Source organism: Nesterenkonia halotolerans, from assembly GCF_014874065.1.
GTDB lineage: Bacteria > Actinomycetota > Actinomycetes > Actinomycetales > Micrococcaceae > Nesterenkonia > Nesterenkonia halotolerans.
This window is the reverse complement of record NZ_JADBEE010000001.1, coordinates 1,438,867-1,461,425: the sequence shown is the minus strand read 5'-3', so window position 1 is coordinate 1,461,425 and position 22,559 is coordinate 1,438,867. Positions and strand designations below refer to the sequence as shown.

The window sequence follows — 22,559 nt, the reverse complement described above, 5'->3', positions numbered from 1 at the left end:
CGAGGGTTCACAGAGCGACGACGCCGCAGCGCCTACTCTGCGGAGCGGACCCTGCGTGAGGCCAGCAGCAGAGCGGCGGCTCCCGCGATGATCGCCAGCAGCGCCAGAACCACGGCCGTGGACACCCGGAGCGTGTCCAGTCCGGTCTGGGCCAGAGCCTCGCCTTCACGGTCCTGAGTGCCGGTCGCGGCCTCGGTGGCGGCTTCGGTCTGCGGAGAGTTCGGCTCGGGCAGCGGGTAGCCGGGCATCCCAGGAATGGGTGGGCCACCGGGCGTCGCCCGGGAGGTGGCGGATCCCGGGGTCGAGGAATCGGGTGCCGAGGGGGCCGCCTCCGGCGTGTCCTCCGTCTGCGCAGCTCGGGTGGGGCTCAACGTCGAGGGGACAGGTTCGCCGGGATCGTCGCCCCCGTCGGTCGCCTCCTGCAGTCCCACATAGCAGCGGGCATGGACCCTGGACCCATCGGGAGCCTGCCCGCGCACGGCGAAATCGTCCTGAGATGAACCCCGCGGCAGGGGAGACGGCGCCTGATAGTAGACGACCCCGTCCTGGATCGAGATGGCGGCTCCGGTGAGGCTGGAGCCTGCGCTGAGATCGGTGATGCCGCGACTCATGTCCAGGCGCAGCGTCTCAGTCTCTCCCGGTCCGGCGAAGGCCGAGCCGCAGCGAAGATAGTGCTCGGCCTCGGGAGCCCCGGAGTCGGGTGCCGGCGTGGCTGCCGGCTCAGTGGGGCTGGGCTCGTCCGGAAGCTGCGTCGGATCCTCGCTGGGGTCCGGAGTCCCGGGGGCGGTGGGTTCAGGAGTCCCGGGCGTCGAAGGTTCCGGAGTCGGTTCAGCTGGCTGGTCCGGACTCGGTGTGGGCTCCGCGGGAGTTTCGGCGGGGTTCGGGGACGTCGTCTCCGCGGGGTCCGGAGTTGCCGGCTCGGTGGAGCCTGGCGTCTCCGAAGGTGTGGGCTCTGGGTCTGGGGAGACCGAGCCGTCGGACCCGGTGGAGCCCTCGCTCGTGCCCCGAGTGGACTCGGAGGTGGGCGTTGACTCGGACGGCGTGCCGGGCTCTGCGGGGGAGGTCGTGCCGGTCTCTGCAGACGGTGGCGCGCTGGAGGCAGTGGCCATCGCAGCCGGGCTGGCGGCAAACACCAGGGCCAGGCTGAGGAGCGCAGTGCCGCTCCAGGACGCGGCATGCTGCGCTCCCCGCTTCATCCAGTCCTGCCCCCGTTGCCTGGTGAGCGGCCGAGCCCCGACTCTGCCGCTGACGTCAATAGTCCAGCCGCAAGTGTACGACGCGGGGCGCTGTTTTCATAACGATCCGGTAAAGACCATCCCCCGCCTGGGGCTCAGACGAGGCGTGACTCCGGGGACTTCGTCAGACTCGGGTCCTGCTGCGCCAGATCCCCCAGGACCGAGTCGATGGAGTGCATCGCGGCGTCATCCAGGGTGACCCCGGCAGCCGCCACATTGCTGGCGATCTGCTCGGGACGCGAGGCTCCCACCAGTGCGGAGGCCACGTTGGGGTTCTGCAGCACCCAGGCCACGGCAAGCTGTGCGAGGTTCAGCCCATGGTCCTCGGCGATCGGCTTGAGCTTCTGCACGGCGGTGAGGATCTCTTTATTCATGTACCGCTCGATGAACTTGCCGGCCTCCTTGTCCGAGGCGCGCGAACCCTCGGGTGCCGCCTCTCCGGGGAGATATTTGCCGGTCAGCACGCCCTGGGCGATGGGTGACCAGACGATCTGTGAGATGCCGAGCTCCTCGGAGGCGGGGATCACCTCGGGCTCGATGACCCTCCAGAGCATGTTGTACTGCGGCTGGTTGCTGATCAGCGAGATGCCGAGCTCCTTGGCCAGAGCATGTCCCGCGCGCAGCTGGTCCGCAGTCCATTCGGAGACGCCGATGTAGAGCGCCTTGCCGGAGCGGACCACGTCGGCGAAGGCCTGCATGGTCTCTTCCAGCGGGGTCTCGTGGTCGAAGCGGTGGGCCTGGTACAGGTCCACATAATCGGTGCCGAGCCGGCTCAGCGAGCCGTTGATCGACTCCATGATGTGCTTGCGGGACAGCCCCGTGTCATTCGGCCCCTTGGGGCCGGTGGGGAAGTAGACCTTGGTGAAGATCTCCAGAGACTCCCTGCGCTGTCCGGCAAGAGCGTCGCCGAGCACCTGCTCGGCCACCGTGTTCGCGTAGACGTCGGCGGTGTCAAAGGTGGTGATTCCAGCGTCGAGGGCGGCGTGGACGCAGGTGGTGGCGACGTCGTTCTCGATCTGCGAGCCGTGAGTGAGCCAGTTGCCGTATGTGATCTCAGAGATCTTGAGGCCAGAGTTTCCGAGGTATCTGAATTCCATGAGCTGAGCCTATCCCTGGTGGCCTGCCCGGACCAGCCTGTCCAGGGCCTCCTGCATGTGCTCCTCGATCTCGCGCCGGAGCACCTTGTCGTCGCCGGCAGCGATGGCCTCCGCGATGCGGCTGTGCTCGGCGACCTGGTCCTCAGGGTCGAAGTAGGTCTCCTGCAGGGCGGTCATGCACATGCGGGTCTCCACCATCAGGGTCTCGTGCACGCGGTGCAGTCGGGGACTGCCCGCCAGGCTCACCAGCTCCTCGTGAAAGGCGAAATCCGCATCCGCCAGCGCGTTCAGGTCCCCGGCCGCCACTGCCTCCGCCATCGCCGCGGCACGCTCGCGGAGTCGCTGCGCACCCTCGGAGGCCCCCTCCGAGTGCGCGAGGGTATATGCCGCCGCCGTCTCGATCGCGGTGCGGGTGAGGTAGAGATCGCGGATCTCCGCCTCGTCGAGCTCCTTGACGAAGAGCCCGCGGTTGAGCTCGCTGCGGACCAGCCCCTCCTGGACCAGGCGCTGCATGGCCTCACGCAGCGGTCCTCGGCTGACTCCAAACTCGGCCGCCAGCCCCGCCTCAGAGAGCTGCGCCCCAGCGGGGAGTCGGCCGTTCATGATGCCCTCGCGCAGCGCTCGTGTGATCAGCGAGGAGGTGGACTCGCGGTGGACGGGTTGAAAACCTGCGGGGGAACTCATGGCATCTCCGGATTGTTGACAATCTTCACAGGTATTCATAGCATAGCCGGACCTCAGTATGAAAGGTCGTCAGATCAGTGATGCCGGCACAATTCCCCGTGGTGAAGGGCAGGTGAGCATGTCAGAAGCTCTGCCGATCATCACCGTGCTCTGCCCCTCTGCGGAGACCGCAGGATCGGATGCGCGCCCCAGCGGACTCGAACGGATCGCCGAGCGCGCCGAGATCCGATACACCGAGGCGAGCGACCTGTCCCAAGCGGTGGACGGGGCCCAGGCGCTCTTCCTCTGGGACTTCTTCTCCCCGGCGGTCAAGCAGGCCTGGCCGCACACCGCTTCGCTGGAATGGATCCACGTGGCGGCGGCAGGAGTCGACTCGCTCATGTTCGACGAGCTCAGCGACTCGCGCGTGACCGTCACCAATGCGCAGGGAATCTTCGACCGGCCGATCGCCGAGTACGTGCTGGCCGCCATCTTCGCCCACGCGAAGGACTTCGCCGGCAGCCTGCGGCACCAGCAGAACCGGGAGTGGGCGCACCGCGAGACGCAGAAGGTGCAGGGCAGCTCAGCGCTGGTCATCGGCACCGGAGCCATCGGTCGCGAGACCGCCCGGCTGCTCCGCTCCGTCGGGATCGCCGTCACCGGTGCCGGGCGCACCGCCCGCGAGCAGGACCCAGATTTCGGCACGGTGATCGACAGCGCCGAGCTGGACCTGCATGTGGGAGCCTTCGATCACGTCATCAATGCCGCCCCGCTGACCCCGCAGACCACCGGCCTGGTCGGGGAGAAGACCCTGACCGCGATGCGCGAAGGGGCGCATCTGATCAACATCGGACGCGGAGAGTCTGTGGATGAGCAGGCGCTCATCCGTCACCTGCAGGCCGGGCGGCTCTCCCGAGCCACGCTCGACGTCTTCGTCGAGGAGCCGCTGTCCCAGGACTCCCCGCTCTGGGACATGGAGGCGGTGACGATCTCGGCCCATATGTCCGGCGATGTCCAGGGCTGGCGCGACGCGCTCGCGGAGCAGTTCGTGCGCAACGCGGCGCGCTGGCTGGACGGGGAGCCGCTGCACAATGTCGTCGACACCGCCAAAGGATACGTCCCCAGCGGCTGAACCGAACCTCGTCGATCCGCATCACCGAAAGATCCAGATCCACCCGCCGAGTCCGCGGACTCAAGAGCTTGAGGAGGGGCGCATGACGCACCTTGCTGAACTGACCGCCGTCGAGCTTCTCGCGGGATACCGCAGTGGAGACTTCACCCCGGTGGACGCCACAGAGGCGGCGCTCGAGAGGATCGAGACGCACGACGGCGCGATCAATGCCTTCGTCCTGGTCGACCGCGAGTCTGCCCTGGCCTCCGCGCGGGACTCCGCGCGGCGCTGGGCCGACGGCGAGTCACTCGGTCCCGCGGACGGGATCCCGACCTCCATCAAGGACATCTTCTACACCGCGGGATGGCCGACGCTGCGCGGGTCGAGCCTGATCGATGAGGCGGGTCCCTGGGACGTCGACGCCCCCTGTGTCGCGCGGCTGCGAGATGCCGGTGCGGTGCTGATCGGCAAGACCGCCTCGCCGGAGTTCGCCTGGAAGGGCACCACGGATTCGCAGCGCTTCGGCATCACCTCCAACCCGTGGGACCCCTCGCTCACCGCTGGAGGATCCTCGGGAGGTGCGGCCGCCGCCGTCGGCGCCGGAATGGGGCCCTGGGCCGTGGGCACCGACGGGGGAGGGTCGGTGCGGATCCCGGCGGCCTTCACCGGCACCGTCGCGATCAAGGCCACCTATGGCACGGTGCCGATGTACCCCGCCAGCCCCTTCGGCACCCTGGCCCATGCCGGCCCCATGGCCCGCACGGTGACGGACACGGCCCTGCTGCTGGATGTGATCTCCGGCTTCGACTCTCGGGACTGGTCGGCGCTTCCCTCGCCGACGCGGCCCTTTGCGGCGGACCTGGCCTCGCTTGAGGCCGATTCGTCCTCGCTGGCCGGCGTGCGGATCGGCTATTCGCCCACGCTGGGATTCGGCACCAACGATCCCGAGGTGGAACAGCGCGTGCGGGAGGCCGTCGAGGTGATGGCGTCACTCGGTGCCGACATCGAGGAGGTCGACCCTGACATCGAAGACCCGGTGGAGGCCTTCCATGTGCTCTGGTTCACCGGTGCGGCCAAGGTGCTCGAGGCCTACGGCCCCGGCGCGCTGGAAAAGATCGACCCGGGGCTGCGCCAGGGGATCGAGAAGTACGCCGACGCCTCGGCGCTGGACTACCTCAGCGCCACGGCGGTGCGGATGGATATGGGGGTGCGCATGGGGAACTTCCACCAGAAGTACGATCTGCTGCTCACCCCGACGATGCCGATCCCTGCCTTCGACGCCACCCGGCAGGCCCCCGCCGGCTGGCCCTCGGAGCTGTGGACCAGCTGGACTCCCTATACCTACCCGTTCAACATGACTCAGCAGCCCGCCGTCTCGGTGCCCTGCGGGCTCACGAGCTCCGGGCTGCCCGTCGGTCTGCAGATCGTCGCGGCACGGACCCGGGACCATTCCGCCCTGCGCGCGGCACGCGCCTACGAGATCGCCAGCGGCGAGAAGTTCAGTGCGCCGGTCTCACCGGCCGCGCGGGTCGGCGGAGCTGGGCGATAGCCACACCGGTCAGGGTGATCGCCCCGCCGAGGATCCCCAGAGGCGGGGGGATCTCCCCGAGCGTGAGCCCGGACATGATCACGACGACGGCTGGGACCGCCAGAGTGCTCGCGGCCACCTTGCCAGTGGGGAAGTGGTTCATCGCGTAGCCCCAGAACCAGAACCCCAGTGCGGTGGGCCCGATGCCCATGTAGATCGCCCCGAGGATCACCGGGGTCGAGGTGGTCTGAACCTCGGTGATCGTGGCACTGAGGAAGGGCAGCAGCGCGATGGTCCCTGCCGCGCAGGCCAGCCAGGTCGCGGTCAGCGGGTCCGTGTGTCGCAGCGCCACCTTCTGGATCAGCATGCCTGCCGCGTAGAGGAAGGCGGCGACCAGTGCGATGCCGAGCCCGGCCAGCGCCAGCTGGCCCGTGGAGCCCGCCACCGTGATCAGGCCGATCCCGCACAGCGATACCACCATGCCCAGGAAGAGCCTCGGGGAGAAGGACTCCTTGAAGAACACCACGGCGCCGACGCCGACCATCAGCGGGGCCAGGTTGACCACCATCGCGATGGTCCCGGCGTCGATGTAATGGCCCGCAAGATTGAAGACCAGGGTGTAGAGGGCGAACCAGATGACGCCGAAGAGCGCCGTCAGCCCGATCGCGGCCCGAGTCGGCAGCGTGATGCGCCCGCGCCGCACCCACAGCAGCAGGATGGTCAGGGTCGCAGCGCCCGCCAGCAGCCGGAGCAGCGCCAGCGGTCCGGGGGAGAGCTCGCCGGCTGACCAGCGGATCAGCACGAAGGAGGAGGCCCACATGAGCACTGTGGCGATGATCGCCGCCACAGGCAGCGCTCTGCGGGTGAGAGGTACAGTCTGAGTCACGCCCTGACTGTACCGCCGCCCTGGTTGGTCCGCTCGACTCGGACCGCTTTGCTCAATCTTCGAGCCCGGGCTATCATGGACAGTTGCAAGCCGTGCTGCGCTGTGCTCATGCGCGTCCTCTTGGAAGGGGGCCGCCGGGGTTAGGCGCCGGAAAGCAGCAGGGCCGTTGTGAAGCCTGGATTCCAGAGCACCACATCAAGCACCACCGTCCGTGCAGCGTCTCGCTGTGCGAATGAGAAGACACTTCGGTTGGATCTCACCCAGCCTGGTCCGTCCTCGCAAGTAACGGTGTCATAGCTGGTGGCGGGACCCAGAATCGGGTACCGCCCGTATACATTCACGTACTTACGTCAGAGGAGTGATCATGGCAGCACGTTGCCAGGTGACCGGAGTGGGGCCGCAGTTCGGCAACTCAATCTCCCACTCGCATCGGCGCACCAAGCGCCGGTTCGACCCGAACATCCAGAAGAAGCGCTACTGGGTCCCTTCATTGGGACGCAATGTGACGCTGACCTTGTCCGTCAAGGGCATCAAGACCATCGACGTCCGCGGCATCGACGTAGTCGTCGCCGAGCTGATCGAGAAGGGTGAGAAGCTCTAATGGCAAAGGACAAGGACGTACGTCCCATCATCAAGCTGAAGTCGACGGCAGGCACCGGGTTCACCTATGTGACCCGTAAGAACCGCCGCAACAACCCCGACCGCATCGTGCTCAAGAAGTACGACCCGGTCGTTCGCAAGCATGTCGACTTCCGAGAGGAGCGCTGATCATGGCTAAGAAATCCAAGATCGCAAAGAACGAGCAGCGCAAGGTCATCGTTGAGCGCTACGCCGAGAAGCGTCTGCAGCTCAAGAAGACCCTCGTTGATCCCAACGCCTCCGACGAGGACCGCGAAGCAGCACGCGTGGGTCTGCAGAAGCTTCCCCGCGATGCTTCCCCGATCCGCGTGCGCAACCGCGACTCCATCGATGGTCGCCCCCGCGGCACCTTCCAGAAGTTCGGCATCTCGCGCATCCGGTTCCGCGACATGGCTCACAAGGGTGAGCTTCCCGGCATCACCAAGTCTTCCTGGTGATCCCTCGGTTCTGACTCGCGAACCTCGTTGACGGGGTGGGCCACCTTCAGGTGACCCACCCCGTCACTCGTTCTGCTGTACATTTGTCACTGCAGAACCCAAAGACCGCCACCCGTGCGCAGGCAGCTGTTCCTCACCCCCTGGAGGAACTGCGTCAGTCCTCGCACGGGTGGCTTTTTTGTTCAGAACACGCTTTTCCCTGTCCTGCAATGTGTTCGCGGAGCGGAAAATGCGGCGAATCGGCCCAGAATCACGGGCTTCCATGCTGGTTCGTCCGGGCCTGCGTGGTAAGTTGCCGTTCTGAAAGCCCCACGCGGCATGACCCGCGCGCCACCGCTCCAGAATCGCAGCGGCGGCACGCGATCAGGCCGGGGACTGCCACCGAATAAGTCCAGGAGGACAAACATATGGCACTGAACCGCAGCGAGCTCGTCGCAGCAGTCGCAGAGAAGTCCGGCAACTCCCAGGCCGCCGTCAACGGCGTTCTGGATTCGGTCTTCGAGGTCTTCACCGAACAGGTTTCCAAGGGCGAGAAGGTCACCATCCCCGGTTGGCTGGCAGTGGAGCGCACCAAGCGCGCCGCCCGCACCGGCCGCAACCCGCAGACCGGCGAAACCATCCAGATCCCCGAGGGCTACTCCGTGAAGCTCTCCGCCGGATCCAAGCTGAAGGCTGCTGCCACCGGCAAATGAGCGCAATGAGCCGCAGCCACCCCATTGAGGGCGGTCCGCGGTCGCGCTGAACGTCTCGGCCCCTCGCCCAGTCCGCTGGGTGGGGGGCCGACGTCGTCTCCCCGACGCCTCTCGCCAGATGGTTCTCCCGGCCCTTCCACGCCGTCTTTCTACGCGGCGTAGAATTGATCGACGCCCCGTCACGGGTGCCCCCGCAGGAAGGTGCAGCATCATGACAGTCCCGTTCGCCCTCACGGCCGGCGCCGCGACAGCCGACGGCCTGCCGGAATGGACCCCGCTGGTCTTCGGACTGGTCAGCCTGCTCGTGGTGACTCTGGTGATCGTGCTCGCTCGGCGAAAGATGAACGAGTCCCAGCGCTGGCGCAACGGGACTGACTCCAACGGCCCCGATACCAACGGCCCCGATTCCAGCGGGCCGGCCGAGCCCGGAGACGATTCACGCAGGAACGACGGCGCGTGAGCACCTCCACCCGGAGCACCTCGACCCAGGGACGGTCTCGCGCCGATCTCTGGCGAGCACCCGTCCCACTGACCGCGGCGGTGCTGTGCACCGGTCTGCTGGCACTGATCATCGCGGGCGTCCTCACCGGCGTCTCCGAGGCCGGAGAGCTCTCTGACTCGGGAGCCCTGACCCGCTGGGGTCTGCCGGTGGCGCGCTTCATCCACCACCTCGCGATGGCCACGGCCCTTGCGGCGGTGATTCTGGCCGCCGTCGCCGTGCCGCCCCAGCGCGGACCACGCCAGCGCAGGAAGCTGGGGAACCCCGACGCCGCGGCCGAACATCCGATCTTCACTCGGATCCTGCAGATCGCCGGCCTGGCAGGGGTCGTCTGGACCGTCGCTGCGGTGGCCGTGCTGGTGCTGACCTTCTCGGACCTCTCCGGGCTCCAGCTCTCGGCCTCGGACTCCTTCGCCTCGGGGTTCTTCGGGTACGTCCAGTCGATTGCGAACGGACAAGCCTGGACGGCAGTGGTGCTGATCGCAGCAGTCTTCACCACGCTGGTCACCGCCGTGCGCGCGCCCGCCGGACTGTTCTTCATCGGACTGCTCGGGCTCACCGCCATCCTTCCGATGGCGCTCGTGGGCCACTCCGCTTCTGGGGATGACCACTATGCCGCGGTCAATTCACTGGGACTGCACCTGCTCGGCGTCGTCATCTGGGTGGGCGGTCTCGTGGTCCTCGCACTGCTGGCTCCCAGCCTCGGCCGGGAAGCCGCTCGGCGCGCCGCCGGCACCACCGAGCAGCGCGGTTCCACTGAGCTCCGCGGGGCTGGCACCGGCTCGCCCGATCTGACAGAGACGCTGCTGCGTCGCTATTCCACGCTCGCCGGGCTGGCCCTGCTGACCGTCGCCGCCTCCGGAGTCATCAATGCCAGCCTGCGGATCGAATCGCTGGACCAGCTGGTGAGCACCGAGTACGGCCTGCTGCTCTGCGCCAAGCTCCTGGCCACCGCCGGCCTGGCGCTGATCGGCTGGCTGCATCGCAGCTGGATCATTCCCCGACTGCACAGCCGGAGCCGACCGGCCGGCATGCTCTTCCAGCTCATCCTGGTCGAAGTCGCGATCATGTCTGCCGTGATCGGGATCAGCACGATCCTCGGCCGCACAGCGCCCCCGGTCTCGGAGGACCTGCCCGGCGACGCGAGCCCCGCCCGGACGCTGACCGGATACGACCTGCCCCCCGAACCCGAGGGGAGCCTCTGGTTCACGCTCTGGCGGCCAGACTGGCTCTGGGTCGCGGTGGTCGTCTTCCTCGCCGCCTGGTATGTGCTCGCGATGGTGCGGGTGCGTCGACGCGGCGACCGCTGGCCCGTGCTGCGGGCGGCGAGCTGGCTGCTCGGTCTCCTGGTGCTGCTCTGGGTGACCTCCGGGGGGCCGGCGGTCTACGGAATGGTGCTGTTCTCCGGGCACATGATCCAGCACATGACACTGACCATGGTCGCGCCCATCTTCCTGGTGCTGGGCTCTCCGGTCACCCTGGCGCTGCGCTCGCTGCCGGCACGCACCGACGGCACCCGAGGTCCGCGGGAATGGATCCTCTGGCTCGTGCATTCACGCTTCTCGAAGATCGTCACGCATCCGATCGTGGCGGCGGTGAACTTCGCCGGATCGCTGCTGATCTTCTACTACACCCCGATCTTCGGCCTCGTGCTGAACTATCACGTGGGCCACGAGCTGATGATCTTCCACTTCCTGGCCACCGGGTACATCTTCGCCCTGGTGCTCATCGGAGCCGACCCGCTGCCCCAGCGCCCCGCCCACCCGATGCGGCTGATCATCCTGCTGGCCACGATGGTCTTCCACGCCTTCCTCGCGGTGGCGATGACCAGCTCCGATCAGCTCATCCAGGCTGCATGGTTCGGCAACATGGGCCACGACTGGGGGTACACCGCGCTGGAGGACCAGCACCGCGGCGGCGAGCTCATGTGGGCCCTGGGAGAGATCCCCGCGATCCTGATGTCCTTCGCCGCCGGTGTCATCTGGTCACGCGACGACAAGCGCGAGACGAAGCGCCTCGACCGCGAAGCCGACCGCTCCGGCGACGCCGAGCTGCACGACTACAACGACATGTTCGCCGAGATGGCAGAACGGGATCAGCCACGATGAACCCAGCCCTGAAGAGGCCCGCCGCGATGAGGTCAGCGGAGAAGCTCGTGAACCGCCGATCCGGTGTCCTCGTGCTGAGCGGAGCGCTGCTGCTGACCAGTTGCGCCACCACGGAGGAGCCGGACCCCGCAGAGGTCTCTGCCGAGTCCACCGCGGAGGCCGAGGCCAACGGATCGCCGCGACTCATCGCTGCCGCCCAGGCGGGACTCGGCCGAGCCTCGAGCTTCGGCTTCACCGAAGCTGGCTTCGTCACGGCCGAAGTGGCCGAGTCCTACAGGGACCTGCTCGAGGGCAACTCCCTGGCAGGAGAGGACCCCGATGTCGAGGTCACACCCGCCTCCTGCGCCGAGCCGCTCGCCGCGGTCGACTTCTCCCCGCTGCTCCTGGGCCAGGACACGGTCCGGGCCGACTTCTTCGCGGAGAGCTTCTCCGGTGCGGGGTCGCTCGAGCTGGCCGAGCTGGCGGACGATCAGGACGCCGAGCAGGTCCAGGCCCACCGGGACAACGTGCGCCAGCTGCTCGAGAGCTGCGCGGACACGGAGTTCACCCTGGACGGGATCGACTACGAGCTGAGCATCACCGAACCTGAAACAGAGTCCTCTCAGGAGCGGAGCATCAGCTATTCCTGGGAAAGGACCGGCGAAGGAACAACTTTCGCCCAGATCCTGTTCACGCAGGTGAACGATGACATCATCATGGTCTCCTTCACCGGAGGTAAGGAGGCAGCCTCGGCGGAGTTCACGTCCATCGCCGAAGCCATCAGTGCAGAAACGGCCGCCGCGCTCGAGGAGACGCCATGATCCCGGGCGCACCGGCGCGAACCACCGCAGGACCGACAGGAGAACCCGCATGACAGAGACGATTCGCCGCGCCGAGCGTGTGCGCGCTTCCGAGCTGGTCGGAAGAGGCTGGCTGAACACCGGAGGCAAGCAGGTCTCCCTGGAAGACCTTCGCGGCAAGATCGTCATTCTGGACTTCTGGACGTTCTGCTGCATCAACTGCCTGCACGTCCTCGATGAGCTGCGCCCGCTCGAGGAGCGCTTCAGCGACATCCTGGTCACCGTCGGCGTGCACTCCCCGAAGTTCGAGCACGAGGCAGACCCCGATGCGCTCGCCGCCGCCGTGGAGCGTTACGAGATCGCCCACCCGGTGCTCGATGACCCCAACCTGGTGACCTGGCAGGCCTACTCGGCCCGTGCCTGGCCGACCCTCGTCGTCGTCGACCCGCAGGGATACATCGCGGCATCACTCGCCGGAGAGGGCCATGTGGCCGGGCTGACCTCGCTGGTCGAGGAACTTGCTGCCGAGCATGAGGCCAAGGGAACGCTGCACCGCGGCGACGGCCCCTATGTGCCCCCCGAGCCGGTCTCGCGCACGCTGCGGTTCCCCGGCAAGGCCGTTCCGGTCACCCGTGACCTCGGCGGGCAGGCGGACTCGCTCGGAAACTTCCTGGTCTCGGACACCGGCCACCACCGGATCGTCGAGCTCGACCCGGACCTGCAGACCGTCGTCCGCTCCTGGGGCGGCGGCGAGGACCAGGAGAAGGGTCACCACGACGGCGCGGCCGATGACGCACGGTTCAACGAGCCGCAGGGCCTGACCGTGCTCCCGGAGGCGCTCAGCGCCCAGGTCGGCTACGACATCGTGGTCGCGGACACGGTGAATCACCGCCTCCGCGGCATCAACACCTCCACCGGAAGCGTCACCACGCTCGCCGGAAACGGCGTCCAGCGGCTGCTCGACGCTGAGCGAGCCCGGGCCGGAGCAGTCGAGTCCGGTTCCCTGGGGCTCGACCCGCTGAACGTCTCGCTGTCCTCGCCCTGGGACGTGCTGTGGTCCGAGACCCTCGGCCTCGTCGTCGTGGCGATGGCCGGGACGCACCAGATCTTCACCTTCGATCCGCGCACCGGCGAACTGTCCATCTTCGCCGGCACCGGGCTCGAGGGACTGCTCGACGCCGAGGCCGACGCAGCCTGGTTCGCGCAGACCTCCGGGCTCACCGAAGATGCCGCCGGCGACCTCTGGATCGCCGACTCCGAGACCTCCTCGCTGCGCGTCATCCGGACCGGCGCCGCCGCCGAGGCTGCGCAGCCCGCCGTGGAAACCCTCGTGGGCGAAGGCCTGTTCGACTTCGGATTCCGCGACGGCGAGCCCGGTCAGGCTCGCCTGCAGCACCCGCTGGGCGTCACCGCCCTGCCGGACGGTTCGGTCCTGGTGGCCGACACCTACAACGGGGCGATCAGGCGCTACCGCGGCGAGCACCTGGCCGCCGACGGGACCACCGTCGCCGCCGAGGTGTCCACGGTGGCACGCGGGCTCAAGGAACCCTCCGACGTGCTCCTGGACGCCGACGGCACCAGCCTGCTCGTCGTGGAGACCAACGCCCACGAGCTGGTCCGGATCGCCATCCCGGAGGATTACCTGACCGTGGATGAGGGAGCGTCGCAGACCCAGCGCCCCACCACCGCGGTCGCGCCGGGAGAGTTCTCCCTGGACATCGGCTTCGCAGCCCCCACAGGCCAGAAGCTGGATGACCGCTGGGGCGATCCGACCCAGCTGAAGATCTCCTCCTCACCCGAGAACCTGCTGCTGGACGGCGGCGGGAACTCCGAGGGGCTGCACCGGACGCTGCGTCTGAACCCAGAGGTCACCGAGGGCGTGCTGCACATCACCGCCCGTGCCGCAGCCTGTGACGGCGCTCCCGGGGAAGAGATCCCGATGCACGCCGCCTGCCACCTCTATCAGCAGGACTGGGGCATCCCGGTGCGACTCGAGGAGGGGGCGCAGACCGAGCTGACGCTGGACCTGCGCGGGGTGCGCTGAGCGCAGCTGGGAACACCCTGCCCGACCCGACCTGGGCCTGGCGTTGGTAAGCTCATGAGCGAACCAGATTTTCTGCGAAAAAGGCGGTTGAACTATGACCACGATGGTCGTTGTCGCGAGCAAGCATGGGTCCACCGCGGAGATCGGTGAGCACATCGCCTCCACGCTGCAGAACCGCGGTGTCTCGGCGCATGTCAAGGATGTCTCCGACGCCAGCGCCTGGCTCTACGAAACGGACAACGTCGTGCTCGGCATCCCGGTCTACCAGCAGAAGCTCTGGGGCCCCGGGAAGCTGTTCCTCGAGGCGAACCAGACCGAGCTGGCCGGCAAGCCGCTGTTCCTCTTCGCCGTCGGCGGAGGGCCCAGCCTGGCGCCGGAGCTGGCCGAGCAGCTGCGCAGCTACCCGCACCGCGAAGTCACCTATTTCCGTGGAGCCATCGACGCGGAGAAGCTCAGCTTCCTCGAGAAGCTGATGCTCAAGGTCGCCAAGGCCCCCGAGAATGCCGACCTGCGTGACTGGCCGGGGATCGAGGACTGGTCCCGGTCGCTGCTGGCCTACGGCCTGAGCTGATTCCGCCGTCCTCTCCTCGATGATCGAGTTTGACCAGGTCAACAAGACTTTCACCCAGCGTTCAGCCACCGGCAGAGGCAAGCCGCTGCACGCCCTGCACGACATCAGCCTCAGCATCGACGAGGCCGAGATCTTCGGCGTCGTGGGAGAGTCGGGCTCCGGCAAGTCCACGCTGCTGCGGCTGATCAACGCCCTGGAGGCGCCCAGCTCGGGCGTCGTCAGGGTCAACGGCGTTGACCTCGCCGCCCTGCGCCCTGCGGAGAAGCGCCTCCAGCGGCGTCGGATCGGCATGATCTTCCAGCAGTTCAACCTGCTCGCGAACAAGACCGTGGCCGCGAACGTCGCGCTGCCGCTGAGCCTTCACCGGCGCCGGGGGATGCCCGGAGCGAAGGGCCACGGGGCCCAGGAGACGACTGGCCGCGGGGCGGCGGAGACAAGCGGCCGCGGGGCCCCCAGGGAGCGCGCACTCGAGATGCTGGACTTCGTGAACATGGGCGCCCACGCCGCGAAGCACCCGGCCCAGCTCAGCGGCGGGGAGAAGCAGCGCGTGGCCATAGCCCGCGCACTGGTGAACGAACCAGACATCCTGCTCTGCGATGAACCGACCTCTTCACTGGACAGCCAGCACACCGACGAGGTGATGGCCACCCTGCTGCGCGTGCGCCGGGAGATGGACACCTCGATCGTCGTGGTCAGCCACGAGCTCGAGGTCATCCGCGGAGCCTGTGACCGGGCCGCCATCCTCGAGTCGGGACGGCTCACGGGGGTCGTGGACATCGCGGCGCCCGAGGCGCGTGAGCGCTTCAACTCCTACTCCGAGCGCGCCCGTCGCTACCTCGAAGGGGGCCAGGAGTGAACGAGTTCGGCGAGAGGCTCGCGAGGTACCAGGAAGAGATCATCACCTCGATCCTGGAGACCGGGGCGATGCTGGGATGGTCGCTGCTGGCCGCAGTGCTGATCGGGCTGCCCGTGGGCACCGGAATGTACCTCGCCCGCCGGGGTGGGCCCAAGGAGCGCGGCTGGCTCTACGCGGGGCTCAACGGATTCGTCAATGTCGTGCGCTCCGTACCGTTCCTGCTGTTCGTGGTGGCGCTGATTCCCTTCACCCGCTGGGCCGTGGGCACCTCCTTCGGCACCACTGCGGCCGCCGTTCCGCTCTCCTTCGTGGCCATCGCGCTCTACGCGAGGTGGGCGGAACAGACCCTGGTGGAGGTGCCGCAGGCCACCGTGGAGCTGGCCGATTCCCTCGGCGCGAGCACGTTTCAGCTGGTCACCCGTTTCCTCTACCCCGAGGCGCGCTCCGGACTGGTGCTCTCGCTGACCACCGTGACGATCTCGATGATCTCCTACTCCACCATCATGGGGGTGGTCGGCGGCGGCGGCGTCGGCGACTTCGCCATCCGCTACGGGTACCAGCGCTACGAATACGACATCATGTACGTGACCATCGCCGTGATCGTGGTGCTGGTGATGCTGATCCAGGCCTTCGGAACCCGACTCTCGATGGCGCTGGATCACCGCTCGCGCTGAGACACACCCGTGGCGAACGGCGCACCTGGCATAACCGACGCGCCTGAGTCGTTGATATATACGGACCTGGACCAGGTCCGTCCATCCCGATCGAGGAGAACCTTGAACGCCGAATCCCTGCAGAACCGTCCCGTCCGCGCTCTGAGCGCCGCCGCCGTCGCCCTGGCGCTGTTCGCCACCGCCGCCTGCTCTGGGGAAGAGTCCCAGGAGGCGGGCGAAGCATCGGGTGAGGACACGCTCATCCAGGTGGCCTCGCACACCACCCCGATGACCGCCGTGGTCGAGGCCGCGGCCGAGGTCGCCGAGGCTGAGGGCTACACCATCGAACTGGTGCAGGTCAGCGACAACGTCCAGTACAACCGGCTGCTTGCCGATGGTGAGGTCGACGCCAACTTCGCCCAGCATGAGCCGTATATGCAGGCCTACAACGAGGCCAACGACGCCGAGCTCGCCGTCGTCGACCCCATCTACAACGCGCGCGTGGGCTTCTACTCCCAGGACTACGAATCCCTCGACGAAATCCCTGAGGGTTCCCAGATCGCCCTGCCCAACGACGCCTCCAACGAGGGACGCGCGCTGGCGATCCTGGCGGATCAGGGCCTGATCACGCTTCCCGAGGGGATCGGATTCGAGGCCACGCTGGCCGATGTCGAGGAGAACCCGAAGAACATCGAGTGGGTGCAGGTGGACCTGCTGAACCTCACCTCGGCCTATGAGGAGGATGGCATCGCGGCGGTCTTCAACTACCCCACCTACATCGGCAGCCTCGGGCTCACCCCGGAGGACGCCATCGCGGTGGAGGAGAACGTCGACGAACGCTTCGCGATCTCCCTGGTGGCGAACGAGGCGGACCTCGACAGCGAGAAGATCCAGGTGCTCGAGGACGCGATGACCAGCGACGAGGTGCGTGACTTCCTGGTCGAGGAGCACGACGCGACGCTGACACCGGCCTTCTGATGCGCTGAGTCGGCCTGCGAGCCGGTGCCCCCTCTCTGCTCCGGATCGACGCGTCCGATGAGCATCGACACGAGCCCCCGATGCGCGGCGACGTATGGCGTAACAGAGGGCCCGGATTCGCCGGGGGCTGGTGATAGCGTTCTGTGCCTGTCCTCGACCGATCACGTCTTCGCGCCGCCTGCACGGGGCGCCGAATCAAGGGAAATACCAATGACCACACGCCTGCTCTCCACTCTCGCCGTCTCTGCTGCCGCTGCCCTGACCCTCGCCTCCTGCGGCGGAGGCGACGATGCGCAGAGCGACGGCGCGGCCGGAGCCTCTGACGGCGAGACCGCCTCAGGTCTGAGCCTCGAGGAGGTCCAGGAGGCCGGTGTGCTGACCGTGGGCACCGAAGGGACCTACCGGCCCTTCAGCTACCACGAGGACGGCTCCGGCGAGCTCACCGGATTCGACGTGGAGATCGCCTCCGCCGTGGGTGAGGAGCTCGGCGTGGACGTCGAATTCGAAGAGACCCAGTGGGATGCCATGTTCGCCGGACTGGAATCGGCCCGATTCGACGTCATCGCCAACCAGGTCTCGATCACCGATGAGCGCGAGGAGAGCTACCAGTTCTCCGAGCCCTACACCGTCTCCAACGGCGTGGCCGTCACCTTGGAGGAGAACGAGGACATCACCAGCTTCGAGGACCTCGACGGGGCGACCACCGCCCAGTCGCTGACGTCGAACTGGTACGAGCTCGCCACCGAGTCAGGCGCCGACGTCGAAGCAGTGGAGGGCTGGGCACAGTCGGTGACGCTGCTGGAGCAGGGCCGCGTGGACGCGACCATCAACGACAAGCTGACCTACCTGGACTACCAGGCCACAGAGAACAACGAGAACATCAAGATCGCTGCCGAGACCGAGGACCAGTCACTCTCCGCGCTGACCTTCCGGCAGGGGAGCGACTCCCTGGTCGAGGCTGTCGATGAGGCCATGGCCACCCTCGCCGAGGACGGCACGCTGACCGAAATCTCGGAGAAGTACTTCGGCGAGGACGTCACTCAGTGAGCTTCCTCCCCAGCGTCTCCCGTTAGGCTTCAGCTGTGATCGACATCGACTGGACGCTGGTCGCCGAGTCCTTCTGGCCGCTGCTCCGCGGCGGCCTGACCGGCACCATCCCGCTCACCCTTGCAAGTTTCACGTTGGGGCTGGCCCTCGCGCTGGTGCTGGCCATGATGCGCATCAGCGGCAATCGGCTGTTCTCAGGCATCGCCAGGTTCTACATCTCGGTCATCCGCGGCACCCCGCTGCTGGTGCAGCTCTTCGTGATCTTCTTCGGTCTGCCCTCCGTGGGGGTGACCATCGACCCCTGGCCCAGCGCCGTGATCGCCTTCTCGATGAACGTGGGCGGCTATGCCGCGGAGATCATCCGTGCCTCGATCCTCTCGGTGCCCAAGGGCCAGTGGGAGGCGGGCTACACGATCGGAATGTCGCGCAATCAGGCGCTCTGGCGCCTGATCCTTCCGCAGGCGCTGCGGGTCTCTGTGCCGCCGCTGTCAAACACCTTCATCTCCCTGGTCAAGGACACCTCACTGGCCTCGCTCATCCTGGTCACCGAGCTCTTCCGGGAAGCGCAGCAGGTTGCCGCCTTCAGCCAGGAGTTCATGCTGCTCTACGTGGAGGCCGCGGTGATCTACTGGTGCTTCTGCCTGGTGCTCACCATGATTCAAGATCGGCTCGAACGGAGATTGGACCGCTATGTCGCGCATTGATCGCACCGACGCAACGCCCCTGCTTGAGGTCTCCGGGCTGAACAAGTCCTTCGGAGAGAATGAGGTGCTGCGCTCCATCGATCTGCGCGTCGGGGCGGGACAGGTTCTCGCGCTGATCGGCCCCTCCGGGTCCGGAAAGACCACGGTGCTGCGCTGCCTCAACGGTCTGGAACAGCCCGACGCCGGCACGGTGGCCTTCTCCGGCGGGCCCGCAGTGACCTTCGGCGCGAAGACCAGCAAGCGCGAGAAGGAATCGCTGCGCACCCGTTCGGCCATGGTCTTCCAGGGCTACAACCTCTTTCCACACAAGACTGTCCTGCAGAACGTGATCGAGGGCCCCGTCCAGGTGCAGAAGCGCTCCAAGGCCGACGCCACTCAGCGCGCTGAACGGCTGCTCGAGCGGGTGGGCCTGGCTGAGAAGCGTGACAACTACCCGCACGAGCTCTCCGGCGGTCAGCAGCAGCGCGTCGGGATCGTGCGTGCCCTGGCCCAGGAGCCTTCGCTGCTGCTCTTCGACGAGCCCACCTCCGCACTCGACCCCGAGCTGGTCGGTGATGTGCTCACGGTGATCAAGGAGCTCGCCGAGGAGGGCTGGACCATGGTCCTGGTCACCCACGAGCTCGCCTTCGCCCGAGAGGTCGCCGACACGGTGGTCTTCATGGACGACGGCGTGGTGGTGGAGCAGGGCCCCGCCGAGGACGTGCTGCGCGCTCCGGCTCATGAGCGCACCCAGCGCTTCGTGCACCGGCTGCTCAACCCCTTCTGAGCTGGGCTGAGTTGGACTGAACTCGGCTTGCGGCCGGCCGCGGTTTGCGTCCTTGACCGCCCCGGTGCCCGGGCGGAGACTGGGTGCCATGAAGATCACCGCGACCACTGTCGTCTTTGACGCAGCCGACCTCCACGCCGAGAGCAGCTTCTGGGCCCGCATGCTGGGCGGTGAGGTGCAGGCCGAGGAGGATTGGCACACTGTCATGGTCCAGGGTGCAGCCCCCGTGTCGGTCCAGCTGGCTCCGAATCACCAGCCTCCGCAGTGGCCCAAGGGCCAGGCTCAGCAGATCCACCTGGACCTCGACGTCGAGGACATCGCCTCCGCCCACGCCGAGGCCGTCGAACTCGGTGCCACCGTGCTGCAGATGGCCACCGGTCGGCAGCGCTTCAACGTCTACGCGGACCCTGCCGGGCACCCCTTCTGCCTCTGCTGGCACTGACTCTTCTCCAGGCGCGCACTGACCGTTCTGCAGCCTGCCCCTGTCCAGCCGAGGTGGGCTGTGCGAAGCTGAGCCCATGAGCGTCATCGAGAACTCCACCCTGGCCATCATCGGCGCCGGCAGCGTGGGCACCGCCACGGCCTATGCCGCCATGATCCGCGGCTCCGCCCGGCACGTGCGGCTCTACGACATCGACGCCGCCCGTGTGGATGCCGAGGTCCTGGACCTGGCTCATGGCAGCCAGTTCACCGGGGCCAGCGACATCTCCGGCGGCGCGGACCTCAAGCATGTGGAGGGCGCCGACGTCGTCGTCATCACTGCAGGAGCCAAGCAGCACCCGGGGCAGACGCGTCTGGATCTCGCGGCCACCAACGTGGAGATCCTGCGCGGCATGCTGCCGAAGCTGCTCGAGCGCGCCCCGGATGCCGTGTACCTGCTGGTGACCAATCCCTGCGATGTGCTCACCGTGGCGGCGCAGCAGATCTCCGGACTCCCCAGCAGCCGGGTGTTCTCCTCTGGGACCGTCCTGGACACGGCGAGGCTGCGCTGGAAGCTGGCGCAGCGCGCCGGAGTCGCCCAATCCAGCGTGCATGCTCATATCGTCGGCGAGCACGGCGACACCGAGTTTCCGCTGTGGTCCTCCGCCAGCATCGGGGTGACCCCGCTCCTGGAGTGGGAGCGCGAGGGAACCCGGGTCTTCCACGCCGCGGAGCTCGACGCCCTCTCGGACGAGGTGCGCAATGCGGCCTACCAGGTCATCGCGGGCAAAGGTGCCACCAACTACGCCATTGGCCTGTCCGCCGCGCGGATCGTGGAGGCGGTGCTTCACGATGAGCACGCGATCCTGCCGGTGAGCAGCGTGCTGAGCGGCTTCCTGGGCGTCGACGGGGTGGCGCTGTCCATCCCCACCGTGGTCTCCGCACGAGGGGCCGATCCAGTGGTCACGACACCCTTCGACGCGACCGAGACCGCCGCGCTGCAGGCCTCGGCCCAGGCGCTGGCCAGCGTGCAGAGCTCCCTCGGCCTGTGACTCATCTCTGACCGGTTTCTGGCGCGTTCCAGGTCAACGCAAGGATGCAGCCGCTGTCCCAGTAAAGTGGTCACATCATGACGCGTATTGGGACCTTTGTGGGGGCGCTGCTCTACCACTCCAGCGGAAAATCTTTCGCCATTGTTCAACAGCTGACCTTTCTTGCGGTGCTCGCGGTTCCGGTGCTCGCGCTGGCCATCTACGAGCCTGAGACGACCTCGTGGCCGGGTGTCGCGCTCGGACTCGGGCTCTTGTTGGTCGCCACTGCAGTAGTCGTCTTTGCACCCCGCCAGGGGCTGCCCAGATCGTTGGAATGGGTCGTCCCGGTGACAAGCATCCTGGCCTGTGGCATCTGCAGGATCGCCACATATCCGGACGGTGCCGTGATCTCCACGTTGAGTCTGGTTCCCGCACTCTGGCTCGTGGTCAGGTTCCGGAACAGTGGAGCCGCCATCGCGGTTCTGATGGTGATTCTCACGATCACCCTCCCCTCGCTGATCATGCTCCAGGAACCGCTGAACATGGCCTCGTTCTCGCGGTACACAGTGCTGCCGGTGGCGCTGGCCCTGATGTCCATTGCGGTCATCGGCATTCTGCAGCGAATGGAAGCCAGTCGTTCCGAGATGGAACGAGCACTGGCCGGTGAGCTCAAGATGAAGAATCAGCGCGAACGGACCGACCGACTTCTTCGCGAGGTGGGGGAGAACCTCAACGTCGGAGTGCTGGTGATGGACGCACAGGGCAATGACCTGATGACCAACCGAGCCCAGCGAGAGATTCATGCTGTGGTCTCCCCGGAGGCGAACCCCGATCCCACCGAGGCGGGGCATCTGCTCTTCCATACCGATGGCACCCCGATTCCGGCGGTCAGTCGCCCTGCGGCTAGGGCCAACAACGGTGAGGAATTCGACAACTTCGAGTTCCTGGCCGGTGACCCGGGCCCGGAGCAGCGGGTCGTCTCGGTGAGTGCTCGCTCAGTCCGTGCTGAGGACGGCGCGCGGGACGCCTCTTTCCTGATCTTTCGCGACGTCACCGAGGAACACCACCTGCTGCGCGCCCAGCAGGAGATCATCGCCACGGTCTCCCACGAGATGCGGACCCCGCTCACCTCGATCGTGGGCTTCGCTGATTTCACCGAAGACTCGCTTCTGGAGCTCCCTGAATCCCCGGCTCGAGAAGACTCGCTGGAACAGCTCACAGTGATCCGACGCAATGCCGAGAAGCTGAGCAAACTGGTGGAAGACCTTTTGCTGGAGCAGCAGGCCGTGGTGGGGCGACTGACCCTCGACCTGGACGAGGTCAATATGGCGGTTCTGATTGCGGACTGCGTCAAAGCATTCCAGCCCCTCGCCGCACAGCGAGGGATATCTCTCGAGGTGGACCTCGAGTCCGACGGTGAGATCTTCGCGGATCGCCTGCGCATCTCACAGGTCATGGACAATCTCGTGGGAAACGCTCTGAAGTACACCCAGCCGGGTGGCCACGTCACGATCACGGCGGGCGCGGCCTGGGGTGAAGCCGGTGGGACCTTTGTGCAGGTGGCAGACGATGGGCCAGGCATGACCCAGTCGGAAGCGAGCCAGGTCTTCACGCCGTTCTACCGTGCCCCAGCGGCGCGGCAGTCTGCCACTGCCGGGGCGGGTCTCGGGCTCTCACTCTCGCAGTCCATCATCGAGGCTCACGGAGGAACCATCACGGTGAAGTCTGCGCCCGGAGAAGGGACACGATTCAGGTTCACTCTGGGCAGCAGCTCGGCCCGAGGCATGTACACCGTGGGGAACTGAGGGGGGACCC

Annotated in this window: 24 protein-coding genes; 20 read left to right on the top strand and 4 right to left on the bottom strand. The window is 67.1% G+C overall.

What is annotated here, in order from left to right; translation table 11 throughout:
• Positions 1-32: 32 nt before the first annotated feature.
• The 3 genes from H4W26_RS06720 to H4W26_RS06710 form a co-directional block, all read right to left on the bottom strand.
• A complete protein-coding gene (locus H4W26_RS06720) occupies positions 33-1,196 on the bottom strand; it encodes a hypothetical protein (RefSeq protein ID WP_192591318.1) in 1,164 nt (387 codons plus the stop codon).
• A 134-nt stretch (positions 1,197-1,330) separates the two neighbouring features.
• Positions 1,331-2,332 (bottom strand): aldo/keto reductase family protein, encoded by a 1,002-nt coding sequence (locus H4W26_RS06715; protein WP_192591317.1) that lies wholly within the window; start codon positions 2,330-2,332, stop codon positions 1,331-1,333.
• Between the two features lie 9 nt (positions 2,333-2,341).
• Positions 2,342-3,016, bottom strand: coding sequence for a GntR family transcriptional regulator (locus H4W26_RS06710; RefSeq protein ID WP_192591316.1), 675 nt, complete (start codon positions 3,014-3,016; stop codon positions 2,342-2,344).
• A gap of 118 nt (positions 3,017-3,134) precedes the next feature.
• Here H4W26_RS06710 and H4W26_RS06705 point away from each other — a divergent pair, with 118 nt between their 5' ends.
• Both H4W26_RS06705 and H4W26_RS06700 read left to right on the top strand, forming a co-directional pair.
• Positions 3,135-4,127 (top strand): D-2-hydroxyacid dehydrogenase, encoded by a 993-nt coding sequence (locus tag H4W26_RS06705; RefSeq protein WP_192591315.1) that lies wholly within the window; start codon positions 3,135-3,137, stop codon positions 4,125-4,127.
• Positions 4,128-4,209: 82 nt separating this feature from the next.
• Entirely contained in the window at positions 4,210-5,655 is a 1,446-nt protein-coding gene (locus tag H4W26_RS06700) for an amidase (RefSeq protein WP_192591314.1), read from the top strand.
• On the opposite strand, the gene H4W26_RS06695 is transcribed toward H4W26_RS06700, so the two are convergent.
• Positions 5,606-6,520 carry a DMT family transporter gene (locus H4W26_RS06695; protein ID WP_192591313.1) on the bottom strand — a complete coding sequence of 305 codons (915 nt, stop codon included), beginning with the start codon at positions 6,518-6,520 and terminating at the stop codon, positions 5,606-5,608. The genes H4W26_RS06700 and H4W26_RS06695 overlap by 50 nt on opposite strands.
• A gap of 364 nt (positions 6,521-6,884) precedes the next feature.
• Here H4W26_RS06695 and rpmB point away from each other — a divergent pair, with 364 nt between their 5' ends.
• From rpmB to H4W26_RS06605, 18 genes are all read left to right on the top strand, one after another.
• The gene (gene rpmB / locus H4W26_RS06690) at positions 6,885-7,121 is read left to right on the top strand and encodes a 50S ribosomal protein L28 (RefSeq protein WP_036474464.1); all 237 of its coding nucleotides are present in this window, start codon (positions 6,885-6,887) and stop codon (positions 7,119-7,121) included.
• A complete protein-coding gene (gene rpmG, locus H4W26_RS06685) occupies positions 7,121-7,288 on the top strand; it encodes a 50S ribosomal protein L33 (protein ID WP_022872124.1) in 168 nt (55 codons plus the stop codon). Before rpmB ends, rpmG begins: the two co-directional genes overlap by 1 nt.
• Before the next feature lie 2 nt (positions 7,289-7,290).
• Positions 7,291-7,596 (top strand): 30S ribosomal protein S14, encoded by a 306-nt coding sequence (gene rpsN / locus H4W26_RS06680; protein ID WP_036474463.1) that lies wholly within the window; start codon positions 7,291-7,293, stop codon positions 7,594-7,596.
• A 407-nt stretch (positions 7,597-8,003) separates the two neighbouring features.
• The gene (locus H4W26_RS06675; RefSeq protein WP_036474622.1) at positions 8,004-8,288 is read left to right on the top strand and encodes an HU family DNA-binding protein; all 285 of its coding nucleotides are present in this window, start codon (positions 8,004-8,006) and stop codon (positions 8,286-8,288) included.
• 211 nt (positions 8,289-8,499) lie between these two features.
• Entirely contained in the window at positions 8,500-8,748 is a 249-nt protein-coding gene (locus H4W26_RS06670; protein WP_192591312.1) for a hypothetical protein, read from the top strand.
• On the top strand, positions 8,745-10,895 hold the full coding sequence (locus H4W26_RS06665) for a cytochrome c oxidase assembly protein (protein WP_192591311.1): 2,151 nt from the start codon (positions 8,745-8,747) through the stop codon (positions 10,893-10,895). Before H4W26_RS06670 ends, H4W26_RS06665 begins: the two co-directional genes overlap by 4 nt.
• Positions 10,896-10,942: 47 nt before the next feature.
• A complete protein-coding gene (locus H4W26_RS06660; protein WP_192591310.1) occupies positions 10,943-11,695 on the top strand; it encodes a hypothetical protein in 753 nt (250 codons plus the stop codon).
• Positions 11,696-11,744: 49 nt separating this feature from the next.
• Positions 11,745-13,718, top strand: coding sequence for an NHL domain-containing thioredoxin family protein (locus H4W26_RS06655; RefSeq protein WP_192591309.1), 1,974 nt, complete (start codon positions 11,745-11,747; stop codon positions 13,716-13,718).
• A 94-nt stretch (positions 13,719-13,812) separates the two neighbouring features.
• Positions 13,813-14,289: a flavodoxin domain-containing protein gene (locus H4W26_RS06650; protein ID WP_192591308.1), complete on the top strand. Its 477-nt coding sequence runs from the start codon at positions 13,813-13,815 to the stop codon at positions 14,287-14,289.
• A 19-nt stretch (positions 14,290-14,308) separates the two neighbouring features.
• The gene (locus tag H4W26_RS06645) at positions 14,309-15,145 is read left to right on the top strand and encodes a methionine ABC transporter ATP-binding protein (RefSeq protein WP_192591307.1); all 837 of its coding nucleotides are present in this window, start codon (positions 14,309-14,311) and stop codon (positions 15,143-15,145) included.
• Complete coding sequence (locus tag H4W26_RS06640) at positions 15,142-15,819, top strand: methionine ABC transporter permease (protein WP_318779794.1); 678 nt, start codon at positions 15,142-15,144, stop codon at positions 15,817-15,819. The genes H4W26_RS06645 and H4W26_RS06640 overlap by 4 nt, the downstream gene beginning before the upstream one ends.
• Before the next feature lie 102 nt (positions 15,820-15,921).
• The gene (locus H4W26_RS06635; RefSeq protein ID WP_225939621.1) at positions 15,922-16,776 is read left to right on the top strand and encodes a MetQ/NlpA family ABC transporter substrate-binding protein; all 855 of its coding nucleotides are present in this window, start codon (positions 15,922-15,924) and stop codon (positions 16,774-16,776) included.
• A 210-nt stretch (positions 16,777-16,986) separates the two neighbouring features.
• Positions 16,987-17,823, top strand: a complete 837-nt coding sequence (locus tag H4W26_RS06630) for an amino acid ABC transporter substrate-binding protein (RefSeq protein WP_192591306.1) — start codon at positions 16,987-16,989, stop codon at positions 17,821-17,823.
• A 44-nt stretch (positions 17,824-17,867) separates the two neighbouring features.
• Positions 17,868-18,527 (top strand): amino acid ABC transporter permease, encoded by a 660-nt coding sequence (locus tag H4W26_RS06625; RefSeq protein ID WP_192592057.1) that lies wholly within the window; start codon positions 17,868-17,870, stop codon positions 18,525-18,527.
• Positions 18,514-19,293, top strand: a complete 780-nt coding sequence (locus tag H4W26_RS06620; protein WP_318779793.1) for an amino acid ABC transporter ATP-binding protein — start codon at positions 18,514-18,516, stop codon at positions 19,291-19,293. Before H4W26_RS06625 ends, H4W26_RS06620 begins: the two co-directional genes overlap by 14 nt.
• An 88-nt stretch (positions 19,294-19,381) precedes the next feature.
• Positions 19,382-19,735 (top strand): VOC family protein, encoded by a 354-nt coding sequence (locus H4W26_RS06615; protein WP_192591305.1) that lies wholly within the window; start codon positions 19,382-19,384, stop codon positions 19,733-19,735.
• 76 nt (positions 19,736-19,811) lie between these two features.
• On the top strand, positions 19,812-20,765 hold the full coding sequence (locus H4W26_RS06610; RefSeq protein ID WP_192591304.1) for an L-lactate dehydrogenase: 954 nt from the start codon (positions 19,812-19,814) through the stop codon (positions 20,763-20,765).
• A 77-nt stretch (positions 20,766-20,842) separates the two neighbouring features.
• On the top strand, positions 20,843-22,549 hold the full coding sequence (locus H4W26_RS06605) for a sensor histidine kinase (protein ID WP_192591303.1): 1,707 nt from the start codon (positions 20,843-20,845) through the stop codon (positions 22,547-22,549).
• The last annotated feature ends 10 nt before the right edge of the window (positions 22,550-22,559 follow it).

What these genes read in the sequence shown, in the direction of transcription:
- H4W26_RS06605 (WP_192591303.1), top strand. Translation starts at nt 20,843, where the DNA reads ATGACGCGTATTGGGACCTTTGTGGGGGCGCTGCTCTACCACTCCAGC.
- H4W26_RS06675 (WP_036474622.1), top strand. Translation starts at nt 8,004, where the DNA reads ATGGCACTGAACCGCAGCGAGCTCGTCGCAGCAGTCGCAGAGAAGTCC.
- H4W26_RS06720 (WP_192591318.1), bottom strand. Translation starts at nt 1,196, where the DNA reads ATGAAGCGGGGAGCGCAGCATGCCGCGTCCTGGAGCGGCACTGCGCTC.
- H4W26_RS06610 (WP_192591304.1), top strand. Translation starts at nt 19,812, where the DNA reads ATGAGCGTCATCGAGAACTCCACCCTGGCCATCATCGGCGCCGGCAGC.
- H4W26_RS06715 (WP_192591317.1), bottom strand. Translation starts at nt 2,332, where the DNA reads ATGGAATTCAGATACCTCGGAAACTCTGGCCTCAAGATCTCTGAGATC.
- H4W26_RS06705 (WP_192591315.1), top strand. Translation starts at nt 3,135, where the DNA reads ATGTCAGAAGCTCTGCCGATCATCACCGTGCTCTGCCCCTCTGCGGAG.
- rpmG (WP_022872124.1), top strand. Translation starts at nt 7,121, where the DNA reads ATGGCAAAGGACAAGGACGTACGTCCCATCATCAAGCTGAAGTCGACG.
- rpsN (WP_036474463.1), top strand. Translation starts at nt 7,291, where the DNA reads ATGGCTAAGAAATCCAAGATCGCAAAGAACGAGCAGCGCAAGGTCATC.
- H4W26_RS06655 (WP_192591309.1), top strand. Translation starts at nt 11,745, where the DNA reads ATGACAGAGACGATTCGCCGCGCCGAGCGTGTGCGCGCTTCCGAGCTG.
- H4W26_RS06710 (WP_192591316.1), bottom strand. Translation starts at nt 3,016, where the DNA reads ATGAGTTCCCCCGCAGGTTTTCAACCCGTCCACCGCGAGTCCACCTCC.
- H4W26_RS06650 (WP_192591308.1), top strand. Translation starts at nt 13,813, where the DNA reads ATGACCACGATGGTCGTTGTCGCGAGCAAGCATGGGTCCACCGCGGAG.
- H4W26_RS06645 (WP_192591307.1), top strand. Translation starts at nt 14,309, where the DNA reads ATGATCGAGTTTGACCAGGTCAACAAGACTTTCACCCAGCGTTCAGCC.
- rpmB (WP_036474464.1), top strand. Translation starts at nt 6,885, where the DNA reads ATGGCAGCACGTTGCCAGGTGACCGGAGTGGGGCCGCAGTTCGGCAAC.
- H4W26_RS06615 (WP_192591305.1), top strand. Translation starts at nt 19,382, where the DNA reads ATGAAGATCACCGCGACCACTGTCGTCTTTGACGCAGCCGACCTCCAC.
- H4W26_RS06670 (WP_192591312.1), top strand. Translation starts at nt 8,500, where the DNA reads ATGACAGTCCCGTTCGCCCTCACGGCCGGCGCCGCGACAGCCGACGGC.
- H4W26_RS06630 (WP_192591306.1), top strand. Translation starts at nt 16,987, where the DNA reads ATGACCACACGCCTGCTCTCCACTCTCGCCGTCTCTGCTGCCGCTGCC.
- H4W26_RS06700 (WP_192591314.1), top strand. Translation starts at nt 4,210, where the DNA reads ATGACGCACCTTGCTGAACTGACCGCCGTCGAGCTTCTCGCGGGATAC.
- H4W26_RS06620 (WP_318779793.1), top strand. Translation starts at nt 18,514, where the DNA reads ATGTCGCGCATTGATCGCACCGACGCAACGCCCCTGCTTGAGGTCTCC.